The organism is Streptomyces sp. ADI96-02, assembly GCF_003846185.1.
GTDB lineage: Bacteria > Actinomycetota > Actinomycetes > Streptomycetales > Streptomycetaceae > Streptomyces.
In genome coordinates, this window is the sequence record NZ_ML123034.1 from 6,120,988 (window position 1) to 6,133,760 (window position 12,773).

General features: G+C 73.2%; 9 protein-coding genes. 7 read left to right on the plus strand and 2 right to left on the minus strand.

The genetic code is table 11. The annotated features are described in order from the left end of the window. The first annotated feature begins 13 nt into the window (after positions 1-13). Genes EES43_RS26785 through EES43_RS26795 form a run of 3 tightly spaced genes read left to right on the plus strand, consistent with a single transcriptional unit; the run spans position 14 to position 4,626 of the window. Entirely contained in the window at positions 14-1,156 is a 1,143-nt protein-coding gene (locus tag EES43_RS26785; protein WP_124271128.1) for an acyl-CoA dehydrogenase family protein, read from the plus strand. 40 nt (positions 1,157-1,196) lie between these two features. After that, positions 1,197-2,411, plus strand: coding sequence for an acetyl-CoA C-acetyltransferase (locus tag EES43_RS26790; RefSeq protein WP_124271129.1), 1,215 nt, complete (start codon positions 1,197-1,199; stop codon positions 2,409-2,411). Positions 2,412-2,454: 43 nt separating this feature from the next. Further along, positions 2,455-4,626 carry a 3-hydroxyacyl-CoA dehydrogenase NAD-binding domain-containing protein gene (locus EES43_RS26795; RefSeq protein ID WP_124271130.1) on the plus strand — a complete coding sequence of 724 codons (2,172 nt, stop codon included), beginning with the start codon at positions 2,455-2,457 and terminating at the stop codon, positions 4,624-4,626. A gap of 24 nt (positions 4,627-4,650) precedes the next feature. Here EES43_RS26795 and EES43_RS26800 read toward each other — a convergent pair whose 3' ends face one another. Beyond that, positions 4,651-5,382, minus strand: a complete 732-nt coding sequence (locus tag EES43_RS26800) for a MerR family transcriptional regulator (RefSeq protein WP_124271131.1) — start codon at positions 5,380-5,382, stop codon at positions 4,651-4,653. A gap of 234 nt (positions 5,383-5,616) precedes the next feature. Here EES43_RS26800 and EES43_RS26805 point away from each other — a divergent pair, with 234 nt between their 5' ends. From EES43_RS26805 to EES43_RS26815, 3 genes are all read left to right on the plus strand, one after another. Further along, entirely contained in the window at positions 5,617-6,531 is a 915-nt protein-coding gene (locus EES43_RS26805; RefSeq protein ID WP_124271132.1) for an oxygenase MpaB family protein, read from the plus strand. Between the two features lie 170 nt (positions 6,532-6,701). Beyond that, positions 6,702-8,084 (plus strand): M14 family metallopeptidase, encoded by a 1,383-nt coding sequence (locus tag EES43_RS26810; protein ID WP_124271133.1) that lies wholly within the window; start codon positions 6,702-6,704, stop codon positions 8,082-8,084. 73 nt (positions 8,085-8,157) lie between these two features. Beyond that, positions 8,158-9,903: a BCCT family transporter gene (locus tag EES43_RS26815; protein WP_124271134.1), complete on the plus strand. Its 1,746-nt coding sequence runs from the start codon at positions 8,158-8,160 to the stop codon at positions 9,901-9,903. Positions 9,904-9,959: 56 nt separating this feature from the next. Here EES43_RS26815 and EES43_RS26820 read toward each other — a convergent pair whose 3' ends face one another. Beyond that, positions 9,960-10,883 carry an FAD-dependent oxidoreductase gene (locus EES43_RS26820; protein ID WP_124271135.1) on the minus strand — a complete coding sequence of 308 codons (924 nt, stop codon included), beginning with the start codon at positions 10,881-10,883 and terminating at the stop codon, positions 9,960-9,962. Between the two features lie 144 nt (positions 10,884-11,027). Between EES43_RS26820 and EES43_RS26825 the strand changes: the two genes are divergently transcribed. After that, complete coding sequence (locus tag EES43_RS26825; RefSeq protein WP_124271136.1) at positions 11,028-12,665, plus strand: ABC-F family ATP-binding cassette domain-containing protein; 1,638 nt, start codon at positions 11,028-11,030, stop codon at positions 12,663-12,665. Positions 12,666-12,773: the final 108 nt, after the last annotated feature.

Below are 12,773 nucleotides of genomic sequence, written 5' to 3' on the forward strand. Positions count from 1 at the left end.
CCTGGGAGACCCCGTGCAGCGGCAGATCTTCACCGAGGAGCACGACGCGTTCCGCGAGACCGTCCGGGCCTTCCTGGCCAAGGAGGTCCTGCCGCACTACGAGCAGTGGGAGCAGGACGGCATCGTCTCGCGGGCGGCCTGGCTCGCCGCCGGACGCGCCGGACTGCTCGGACTCGCCGTGCCGCAGGAGTACGGGGGCGGCGGCAGCGCCGACTTCCGCTACAGTGCCGTCCTGGCCGAGGAGTTCACCCGGGCCGGGGCCGCCGGGCTGGCGATCGGCCTGCACAACGACGTCATCGGCCCCTATCTCACCGGGCTGGGCACCGACGAGCAGAAGCGCCGCTGGCTGCCCGGCTTCTGCTCCGGCGAGACGGTCACCGCCATCGCGATGACCGAACCGGGCGCGGGCTCCGACCTCCAGGCCATCCGCACCACCGCCGAGGACCGGGGCGACCACTGGCTGCTCAACGGCTCCAAGACCTTCATCTCCAACGGCATCCTCGCCGACCTGGTGATCGTCGTGGCGAGGACCACCCCCGGGGGCGGCGCCAAGGGGCTCTCGCTGATCGTCGTCGAACGCGGCGCGGAGGGCTTCGAGCGGGGCCGCAACCTCGACAAGATCGGCCAGAAGTCCCAGGACACCGCCGAACTCTTCTTCCACGACGTCCGGGTGCCCAAGGAGAACCTGCTCGGCGAACGCGACGGCGCCTTCGTCCACCTGATGACCAACCTCGCCCAGGAGCGCCTGGGCATAGCGGTCGCCGGGATCGCCGCCGCCGAACACCTGCTGGAGATCACCACCCGGTACGTCAAGGAACGCGAGGCGTTCGGGCGTCCGCTCTCCAAGCTCCAGCACATCCGCTTCGAGATCGCCGAGATGGCCACCGAGTGCGCCGTCACCCGCACCTTCCTGGACCGCTGCGTCGTCGACCACTCCGACGGCGTGCTGGACGCCGTCCACGCCTCGATGGCCAAGTGGTGGGCCACCGAACTGCAGAAGCGCGTCGCCGACCGCTGCCTTCAACTGCACGGGGGCTACGGCTACATGAGCGAGTACCGGGTCGCGAAGGCGTTCACCGACGGCCGCATCCAGACGATCTACGGCGGCACGACCGAGATCATGAAGGAGATCATCGGCCGCTCGCTGCTCGCCTGAGCCGCGCCCTCCCCGCAACCACCCCCGAAAGGCAGCTGTCTTGAGTACCGAAGCATTCGTCTACGACGCGATCCGCACCCCGCGCGGCCGAGGCAAGGCCAACGGCGCCCTGCACGGCACCAAGCCGATCGACCTGGTCGTCGGCCTCATCCACGAGATGCGGGACCGCCTGCCCGGTCTCGACCCGGCAGCCATCGACGACATCGTCCTCGGCGTCGTCAGCCCGCTCGGCGACCAGGGCTCCGACATCGCCCGCATCGCGGCCATCGCCGCCGGGCTCCCCGACTCCGTCGCCGGCGTCCAGGAGAACCGCTTCTGTGCGTCCGGCCTGGAGGCCGTCAACCTGGCCGCCGCCAAGGTCCGTTCCGGCTGGGAGGACCTGGTCCTGGCCGGCGGCGTGGAGTCGATGTCCCGGGTGCCGATGGGCTCGGACGGCGGGGCCTGGGCGATGGACCCGATGACCAGCTTCCAGACCGGCTTCGCCCCGCAGGGCATCGGCGCGGACCTCATCGCCACCATCGAGGGCTTCAGCCGGCGCGACGTCGACGAGTACGCCGCCCTCTCCCAGGAACGCGCCGCCGCCGCCTGGAAGGACGGCCGCTTCGCCCGCTCCGTCGTCCCGGTCAGGGACCGCAACGGGCTGCTCGTCCTCGACCACGACGAGCACCTGCGCCCCGGCACCACCGCCGACTCCCTCGCCGGCCTCAAGCCGTCGTTCGCGGGCATCGGCGAGATGGGCGGGTTCGACGCGGTGGCGCTCCAGAAGTACCACTGGATCGAGAAGATCGACCACGTCCACCACGCGGGCAACTCCTCCGGCATCGTGGACGGCGCGGCCCTCGTCGCCATCGGCTCCCAGGAGGTCGGAGAGCGCTACGGGCTCACCCCGCGCGCCCGGATCGTCTCCGCCGCCGTCTCCGGCTCCGAGCCCACCATCATGCTCACCGGCCCCGCCCCCGCCACCCGCAAGGCGCTGGCCAAGGCCGGGCTGACCATCGACGACATCGACCTCGTCGAGATCAACGAAGCCTTCGCCGGAGTCGTCCTGCGCTTCGTCAGGGACATGGGCCTCTCCCTGGACAAGGTCAACGTCAACGGCGGCGCCATCGCGCTCGGCCACCCCCTCGGCGCGACCGGCGCGATGATCCTCGGCACGATCGTCGACGAACTGGAGCGCCGCGACCAGCGGTTCGGCCTCGTCACCCTCTGCGTCGGCGGCGGCATGGGCGTCGCCACCGTCGTCGAACGCCTCTGACCGTCCCCCGGCCCACCCCGCCTCCAACGGAGAAGACACCCACATGACCGAGAGCACGACCATCCGCTGGGAACAGGACGAGACCGGCGTCGTCACCCTCGTCCTCGACGACCCCGACCAGTCGGCCAACACGATGAACCAGCGCTTCAAGGACTCCATCGCGGCCGTCGCGGAGCGCGCCGAGGCCGAGAAGGACACCATCCGCGGCATCATCTACACCTCCGCCAAGAAGACCTTCTTCGCGGGCGGCGACCTCAAGGACATGATCAAGGCCGGCCCCGAGAACGCCCAGGCCGCCTTCGACACCGGCACCGCCATCAAGAAGTCGCTGCGCCGCATCGAGACGCTCGGCAAACCGGTCGTCGCCGCCATCAACGGCGCCGCCCTCGGCGGCGGTTACGAGATCGCGCTCGCCTCCCACCACCGCGTCGCCCTCGACGCCCCCGGCTCCCGCATCGGCCTGCCCGAGGTCACCCTCGGCCTCCTCCCGGCAGGCGGCGGCGTCACCCGCACCGTACGCCTCATGGGCATCGCCGACGCGCTGCTCAAGGTGCTCCTCCAGGGCACCCAGTACACCCCGCGGCGCGCCCTGGAGAACGGCCTGGTCCACGAAGTCGCCGACACCCGCGAGGAGATGCTGGCCAAGGCCCGCGCCTTCATCGACGCCAACCCCGAGTCCCGGCAGCCCTGGGACGTCAAGGGATACCGCATCCCCGGCGGCACCCCGTCCAGCCCGCGCTTCGCCGCCAACCTGCCCGCGTTCCCGGCCAACCTGAAGAAGCAGATCGCGGGCGCGCCGATGCCCGCGCCCCGCAACATCCTGGCCGCCGCCGTGGAGGGCTCCCAGGTCGACTTCGAGACCGCCCTGACCATCGAGGCCCGGTACTTCACCGAGCTGGTCACCGGCCAGGTCTCCAAGAACATGATCCAGGCGTTCTTCTTCGACCTCCAGGCGGTCAACTCCGGCGCCAACCGCCCCAGGGACATCCCCGAGCGCCCGGTCCGCAAGGTCGCCGTGCTCGGCGCCGGGATGATGGGCGCGGGCATCGCCTACTCCTGTGCCAAGGCCGGCATCGACGTCGTCCTCAAGGACGTCTCCGCCGAGGCCGCCGCACGGGGCCGGGCGTACAGCGAGAAGCTGCTCGCCAAGGCACTCTCCCGGGGCCGTACGACCGAGGCGAAGCGCGACGAGCTGCTGGCCAGGATCACGCCGACCGGCGACGTCGCCGATCTGGCCGGCTGCGACGCGGTCATCGAGGCCGTCTTCGAGGACACCGGGCTCAAGCACAAGGTGTTCCAGGAGATCCAGGACGTCGTCGAGCCCGACGCGCTGCTGTGCTCCAACACCTCCACCCTGCCGATCACGGCCCTGGCCGAGGGCGTCCGCCGGCCCGAGGACTTCATCGGGCTGCACTTCTTCTCGCCCGTCGACAAGATGCCCCTGGTGGAGATCATCAGGGGCGAGCGCACCGGTGACGAGGCCCTGGCCCGCGCCTTCGACCTGGTACGCCGGATCAGGAAGACGCCGATCGTCGTCAATGACTCGCGCGGCTTCTTCACCTCGCGCGTCATCGGCCAGTTCATCAACGAGGGCGTCGCCATGGTCGGCGAGGGCGTCGAGCCCGCCTCGGTCGAGCAGGCCGCCGCCCAGTCCGGCTACCCGGCCAAGGTCCTCTCCCTGATGGACGAGCTGACCCTGACCCTGCCGCGCAGGATCCGCGACGAGGCGAGGCGCGCGGTGCTCCAGGCGGGCGGCGACTGGCCCGGCCACCCCTCCGACGAGGTCGTCGACCGCATGGTCGACGAGTTCGGCCGCCCGGGGCGCAGCGGCGGCGCTGGGTTCTACGACTACGACGAGGACGGCCGGCGCACCGGCCTGTGGCCCGGACTGCGCGAGCACTTCACCAGGCCCGACGCCGACGTGCCCTTCGAGGACATGAAGGAGCGGATGCTCTTCTCGGAGGCGCTGGACAGCGTCCGCTGTCTGGAGGAGGGCGTCCTCACCTCCGTCGCCGACGCCAACATCGGCTCCATCATGGGCATCGGCTTCCCGCCGTGGACCGGCGGCGTCCTCCAGTACATCAACGGCTACGAGGGCGGCCTGCCCGGCTTCACCGCCCGCGCGCGCCGGCTCGCGGAGCGCTACGGCGACCGCTTCCTGCCACCCTCGCTGCTCGTGGAGAAGGCGGAACGGGGCGAGACCTTCCACGACTGAGCCCGCCCGGCCCGCGGGCCGCGCTCACCGTGCGGTGAACGCGGCCCGCAGCTCCTCCTTCAGCGACCGCTGGAACGCCGTCACCAGTGCCTGCACCACGATCGGCTGCATGTCGGCCGAGAGCGACTTCATCGCCGCCACGTGCTCCGGATCCGCCTCCCGCTCCCGGTAGGGGTTCCACACCTCGTCGCGGAAGAGCCGGGTCAGCTGCTGGGCGGCCGAGCGGGTGTGCTCCAGCAGGACCGTGCGGGCCGCCAGGATCGTCTCGTGCGCGATCGGCACGTCCAGCAGCTCCACTCCGAGCCGCAGCAGCCCCGGATCCACCCGGTAGACGCCCCCCGCCGTCTCCGGCCGCACCACGACCCCCATCGCGGCCAGCCGGTCCACGTCCGACTCCGTCAGCGTCCGCCCGGCCCGCCGCTCCAGCTCGGCCCGCGAGGTGTCCTCCGCCTTGTCCGGCGCCCAGGACGCCACCAGCGCCCGGTGGATGGCCAGGTCGTGGGCGCTCAGGTCCGGCGGCAGCTGCTCCAGATAGCGTTCGATCGCGGCCAAGGTCATGCCCTGGTGCTGGAGCTCCTCGATCAGCGCGAGCCGGGAGAGGTGGTCGGCCCCGTAGCGCCCCACCCGGCGCGGCCCGATGACCGGCGGCGGCAGCAGGCCCCGGGTGCTGTAGAACCGCACCGTGCGCACGGTGACGCCCGCGCGGGCCGCCAGCTCGTCGACGGTGAGCGTCGGCTCGTCGGTGCCGGTCGCCATCTCTGCTCCTCGTGTCGAACAGCACTGTGTCGAACAGCGCCGCTGTCTCACCACTGCTGTGAAAGTGTCCGGCACCGCCGCCGCCCCGTCCAGCCCGGCCCGGGCACCGGTCGCGGCCCCCGGCGGACCGGACGGCCGGACCGCCCTCGCATACTGGTCACGAGCGGGACGGCCGGCACACGGCCCACCGGCGGCACACGGCCCCACCCGCCCGACGGCTGGGAGAGCACCACGATGACCACCACGCGGCCCGAGCCGGCGACCGCGGCACGCGGCGGGACGGACGGCGGCGGGACGGACCCCGCGCCGCCGCCGCCCGGAGGCGTCCTCTGGAGCCTGTCCGGCGACATCCGCGCCCTGCTCATGCTGCCCGCCGCCCTCACCCTCCAGGTCGCCCACCCTGCGGTCGGGGCGGGCGTCGACGCGCACTCGGTCTTCCGCAGCGACCCGTGGGGCCGAGGCGAGCGGTCCCTGGCCTCGCTCCAGCTCTGGGTGTACGGCGGTGCCGAGGCCGCCGAGGAGGGCCGCAGGCTGCGCCGGCTGCACCGCACGATCCTGGGCACCGACACCCGGGGCCGCCGCTACCACGCGCTGACGCCCGCGAACTACGCCTGGGTCCACGCCACCGGCTTCCCGGTCTACCGGCACGCCGCCCGGTACCTGATGCGTCCGCTGACCGCCGCGCAGGAACGCGCCCTGTACCGCGAATGGCTCCAGGTCGGCCGGATCCTGGGCATCCACGACCGGGACATGCCGCAGACCGTCGAGGACTTCTGGCCGTACTACCGCGCGATGCTGGCCGAGGAGATCGAGGCGACCGCCGTGGTGCGCGAACTGGTCGCCGCCGACGCGCCCCTCCCGCCGCCCGACCGAGGGCCGCTGCCGCTGCGGCTGGCGCTGCGCGCGCTGTGGCCGGTCCTGCTGCCGCCGCTGACCCGCCTGCGCCGCTTCGCCACCGTCGGGCTGATGCCGCCGGACGCCCGGGAGGCCATCGGCCTGCCGTGGACGCCGGACCAGGAACGGCGGCTGCGGCGGCTGTGCTCCGTGCTGCGCGTCGTCGTGCCGGTGCTCCCGGAGCGGCTGCGGTACCTGCCGAGGGCGCGCGCCGCCCGCGCCGCCCACCGGGCACGCCCGCGCGCCCACGCCTGACACCGCACCGCCCGACCGCCCGGGAACCCGCCGCTCCGCACCCGCCGCGCCGACGCGGTCGGCGGTGATCGCCCCCTGTCGCACCGGAGTTGACCGGGGTACCGTCCGCAGACGCCGACAGGCGGCGGGCACGCGGTGCCCGCTCCTCGTGTCCCGGGAGGCAGCAGCCGATGACCGATCGCTTCGCCCGCGCACTCCGTGTGCTCAGCCCGCACCCCTGGCTCGGACCGGTGGCGGCCCGCACCGGGACGGAGTCGCCCGCACCGCGCCGGGCCCCGGGGCTGCGCCGTACGGTCGCGGCGCTGGCGCTCGCCGCCCTGGCCGCCCCGCTCGCCGTAGCGCCCGCCGAGGCCGCGCCCCGCCCGCCGCGTACCGGATTCGAGGAGAGCGGCGGGGCGCGCTGGACCGGCGAGCCGGAGGAGCGGGCGTTCCTCGCCGCCGTCGACCGGGGCGGCGAGCGGGTCTCCGTCCGGCGGATCGGCACGACCGGCGAGGGCAGGCCCCTCCGGCTCGCGAGCGTCGGGACGCGGAGCCCCGGCGCCACCACCGTGCTGCTGGTCTGCGGCCAGCACGGCGACGAGCCCGCGGGGCGCGAGGCGTGCCTGTCCACGGTGCGCGATCTCGCCTTCGCCGAGGACCGGGCGACCCGCGCCTTCCTCTCCCGTACGAGGGTGCTGGTCCTGCCCAACGCCAACCCGGACGGGCGCGCCGCCGACACCCGGGGCAACGCCGACGGCGTCGACGTCAACCGGGACCACATCGGGCTGAGGACCGCGGAGGCCCGTGCGACGGCGGCCGTCGTGCGCGACGAACGCCCTGACGTGATCTACGACCTGCACGAGTACGGGGCCACTCCGCCGTACTACGACAAGGACCTCTTCGTGCTGTGGCCGCGCAACCTCAACGTCGACGGCCCCGTCCACGACGCCGCGCGGACGCTGTCCGACGGCTATGTGAGGCCCGCCGCGACCCGGGGCGGCCACACCAGCGGCCACTACGGCATCTGGACCGACCCGGTCACCGGCGAGCCGGTCAAGCAGACCGCGGGCGACGGCCAGGAGCGCATCCTGCGCAACACCTCGGGCCTCAAGCACGCCGTAGGACTCCTCATCGAGTCCCGCGTCGACGCGCTGAGCGACGCCGAGAGGGCCGCCCCCGCGCTCAACCACCGCCGCCGGGTGCACTCCCAGCTCACGGCGCTCGACGGACTGTTCGCCTTCACCGACGAGCGGCGCGTCCGCATCCGGACGGCCACCGCCCTCTCGCGGCTCTCCGGCGCGGCGGACCGCGGCCCCGTGTATCTGGGCGGGGCGGACAACGAGCCCGCCGAGCCCGACCGGATCCTCGCCGACCCGCCGTGCGGCTACCGGCTCGACGCCGCCCAGCTCGCCGACGTCGGGGACGAGCTCGCCCTGCACGGCGTCCGTTCCCGCCCGGACGGGGATGGCGCGTATGTGACGCTCCGCCAGCCCGCCCGGAACCTGATTCCGCTGCTCCTCGACCAGCGGGCGACATATCACCTCACAAACGGTCAAGCCGATACCGCTTGTTGATCCTCCGAGATCGTGGGCAGGTGTGGTACTGCCTACGGTGAGCGATTTTCGGACTCGGTGAAAGGTGCCAGGCGTGCCCCAGGACGACCAGACATCGGACGGGCGGGAGGGACTGCCGGTCACGGCGGACCTCCCCGCCGAACCGCCCAGTACCAAGAGTCCGACCACCGACCGGGTGGTGTTCGGGGTCACGGCGGCGCTCACCCTCGCCTTCGTCGTCTGGGGCGCGACGGCCACCGACTCCCTGGAGAGCGTCTCCGGAAGCGCGCTCAACGGGCTCATCCACAACGGCGGCTGGGCCTTCATGCTGGCCGCCTCGGGCTTCGTGATCTTCGCGCTGTGGCTGGCCATCAGCCGCTACGGGAAGATCTGCCTCGGCCAGGAGGGTGAGGAACCGGAGTTCCGGACGGTCTCCTGGGTCGCCATGATGTTCAGCGCCGGCATGGGCATCGGGCTGATGTTCTACGGAGTGAGCGAGCCGCTGGCCCACTTCCGCAACCCGCCGCCGGGGACCGATCCCGCCGACGCGGCCGAGGCCATGCAGACCGCCATGGCCACCACCCTCTTCCACTGGACGCTGCACCCCTGGGCCATCTACGCGGTGGTCGGCCTCGCGATCGCCTACAGCGCCTACCGGCGGCGCAGGCGGCAGACGATCAGCGCCGTCTTCGAGCCGCTGATCGGCGAGCGGCGCGCCAACGGCGGCTTCGGCCGCTTCATCGACATCCTGGCCATCTTCGCCACGCTCTTCGGCTCCGCGGCCTCGCTCGGCCTCGGCGCGCTCCAGATCGGCAGCGGTTTCCAGGAACTGGACTGGATGGAGAAGACCGGCACCGGCCTCCTGGTCGGCATCATCGCCGTGCTGACGCTCTGCTTCGTGCTCTCCGCGGTCTCCGGCGTGGAGAAGGGCATCCAGTGGCTCTCCAACACCAACATGGTGCTGGCCCTGATCCTCGCGGTGTTCGTCTTCATCGCCGGGCCCACCGTCATCGTGCTCGACCTGCTCCCCACGTCACTCGGCGCCTACTTCAGCAACCTGGGACAGCTGGCCGGACGCACCGAGGCCACCGGCGGCGACGACGTGGCCGACTGGCTCGCCTCCTGGACGGTCTTCTACTGGGCCTGGTGGATCTCCTGGACGCCCTTCGTCGGCATGTTCATCGCCCGGATCAGCCGGGGCCGGACCATCCGCCAGTTCGTCGGCGGGGTCATCCTGGTGCCCAGCACGGTCAGCCTCGTCTGGTTCGCGGTGTTCGGCGGCGCGGCCATGAAGCTGGACGAGGCCGGGAAGCTCACCGGGGCCGAGACCCCGGAGGCGCAGCTCTTCGGCCTCCTGCAGCAGTTCCCGATCGCCACCGCGATGAGCGTCCTCGTGATGGTCCTCGTGGGCATCTTCTTCGTCTCCGGCGCCGACGCCGCGTCGATCGTCATGGGCACCCTCTCCCAGAAGGGCGTCCTCGAACCGGGCAAGTGGGTCGTCGTCTTCTGGGGCGTGGTGACCGGCGCCGTGGCCGCGGTCATGCTGCTCATCGGCGACGGCGAGGAGAACGCGCTGCAAGGCCTCCAGAACCTCACCATCCTGGTCGCCGCCCCCTTCGTCGTCGTGATGATCGGCATGTGCGTGGCCCTCATGCGCGACCTGCGCAGGGACCCGCAGATCGTCCGCCAGGAGTTCGGCGTGGAGGCGGTCGAGTCGGCCGTCATCGAGGGGCACGCCAAGTACGACGGCGACTTCGAGATCCGGATCGGCCCCGGCGCGGCCGTCACCACGGACGAGCGCCACCGCCCCGGCCCCGCAGGCCCGCCCCCGGGCGACTGACCGCGCGAACGCCGGGAACGGACCGCGGGAACGCCGGGAACGTACGCGGCGGCGGCTCAGCCCACCAGGGCCGCCGCCGCCCGCGCGCATCCCCAGGCCACCGTCACCCCCGCACCGCCGTGCCCGTAGTTGTGCACCAGCAGGCCCCCGCCCGGCAGCGGCTCCGCCTCGATCCTGACCCCCGCCTCCCGCGTCGGCCGCAGCCCCACCCGGTGGCCCAGCACCCGGGCCCCGGCGATCTCCGGCCGCACCCGCGCGCACCGCGCCACGATCTCCCGCGCCGTCCCCGCGTCCCCCTCCGGACGCTCGTCGTCCGCCTCCGCCGTCCCGCCCAGCACCAGCCGGCCCGGCTGCGGGAAGAAGTACGTCGTCGCGGCGGACGACGCGTCCGCCTCGGTGAACCACTCCTCGACGCCCGGGTTCTCCACCACGACCAGTTGCCCGCGCACCGGCCGCACCCCCGCGTCCGGCACCAGCTCCCGCGCCCCCAGCCCCGTGCAGTTCACCACCACCGCTGCCGACGCCCCCGCCTCGCCGAAGCCCGCCACCGCGCGCCGCTCCACCGCACCGCCCGCCGCCGCCAGCCGCCGCTCCAGCCAGGCCAGATGCACCGGCATGTCCAGCAGCGGCAGCACCACCCGCAGCCCCTCGGGCACCTCGGCGGCCCCCGTCAGCCCCGCCGCCCACGGGCCCAGCGCCGCAAGCCGCTCACCGCCGTGCACGCCCGCCGCCAGCCGCACCCCGGTCCGCTCCGGAGCCGCGGCCAGCTCCTCGTACACCGCCAGCGTCTCCAGCGCCCAGCCGCCCACCCGCTCCGCCGGCTCGATGCGGTACGGCCACCACAGCGCCCCGGCCACCGCCGAGGTCGTCGCCCCGGCCGGATCGCGCGACCAGACCCGCACCCGCAGCCCCCGCTCCGCCAGCGTCACGGCGGTGGTGAGACCGATCACTCCGCCGCCCACCACGATCACCCGCGTCATCCCGCCCACTCCCTCGTCCGGCCGCCACGTCCGGGAAGGACGCTAACGGAACGCGGCGGACACCGGACCCCGCTCGGCGAGACCGCCCGCTCCGGCTTCCCCCTGCCCGCGGCGCACCGGACGGCGATTAGGATCGGCACCCTGATGACTGCCACTCTCGTCGCCAAGGACCTCGCCGCCGGACACGGCGACCGCACGCTCTTCGCCGGACTCGACCTCGTCGTCGCACCCGGTGACGTGATCGGTCTCGTCGGAGTCAACGGGGCCGGCAAATCCTCCCTCCTCCGTCTGCTCGCCGGCCTGGAGCGCCCGGAGGAGGGCGAACTCCAGCTCTCACCGCCCACCGCCTCCGTAGGCCACCTCCCGCAGGAGCCCGAGCGGCGCGACGGCGAGAGCGTGCGGGCGTTCCTCGCCCGCCGCACCGGAGTCGCCGACGCCCAGCGCGCCATGGACGAGGCGACCGACGCGCTGGTCGCCGGAGCTCCCGGCGCGGACGACGCGTACTCCGAGACCCTGGAGCGCTGGCTCGCCCTCGGCGGCGCGGACCTGGACGAACGCGCCGAGCAGGTCGCCGCCGACCTCGGCCTCACGGTCGGCCTGGACCTGCCCATGACCGCCCTCTCCGGCGGGCAGGCCGCCCGCGCGGGTCTCGCCTCGCTGCTGCTGTCCCGCTACGACGTCTTCCTGCTCGACGAGCCCACCAACGACCTCGATCTCGACGGCCTGGAGCGCCTGGAGCGCTTCGTCTCCGGACTGCGCGCCGGCACCGTCGTCATCAGCCACGACCGCGAGTTCCTCATGCGCACGGTCACCAAGGTCCTGGAACTCGACCTCGCCCAGCAGCAGATCAACCTGTACGGCGGCGGCTACGCCGCCTACCTGGAGGAGCGCGAGCGGGCCCGCCGCCACGCCCGCGAAGGCTACGAGGAGTACGCGGACCGGAAGGCCGCCCTGGAAGCACGCGGTCACATGCAGCGCTCCTGGATGGACAAGGGCGTCAAGAACGCCCGCCGCAAGGCCACCGACGGCGACAAGATCGGCCGCAACGCCCGCAGCGAGGCCAGCGAGAAGCAGGCGGCCAAGGCCCGGCAGACCCAGCGCATGATCGAGCGCCTCGACGTCGTCGAGGAGCCGCGCAAGGAGTGGGAGCTGCGGATGGAGATCGCCGCCGCCCCCCGCTCCGGCTCCGTCGTCGCGACCCTGCGCGAGGCCCGCGTGGCGCGCGGCGACTTCTCCTTCGGCCCCGCGTCGCTCCAGATCGACTGGGCGGACCGGGTCGCGATCACCGGAGCGAACGGGGCGGGCAAGTCCACCCTGCTCGCCGCCCTGCTGGAACGGCTGCCGCTGGACTCCGGCCACGCCGCGCTCGGCTCCGGCGTGGTGGTCGGCGAGGTGGACCAGGCCCGCAGGCTGTTCCTCGGCGCACAGTCGCTGCTGGAGGCGTTCTGCGCGGCCGTCCCCGACACCGAACCGGCCGACGTGCGCACCCTGCTCGCCAAGTTCGGACTCCGCGCCGAGCATGTGACGCGTCCCGCCACCAGCCTGTCGCCGGGCGAACGCACCCGCGCCGCGCTCGCCCTGCTCCAGGGACGCGGCGTCAACCTCCTGGTCCTCGACGAGCCGACGAACCACCTGGACCTGCCCGCCATCGAGCAGTTGGAGGCGGCGCTGGAGACCTATACCGGCACGCTGCTGCTGGTCACCCACGACCGGCGGATGCTGGAGGCGGTACGCACCACGCGCCGTATCGAGGTGGCGGACGGCCGGGTCGCCGAAGTCTGAGCGCACCCGGGCCGTGCGGGGAGGCGATAGCGCACCTCGACGGGCCGCGGAATTCCGCGAGCACCCTGCCGGGGCGGGGCGGGGCGGTCTGTGCGCCCGCCCCGCCCC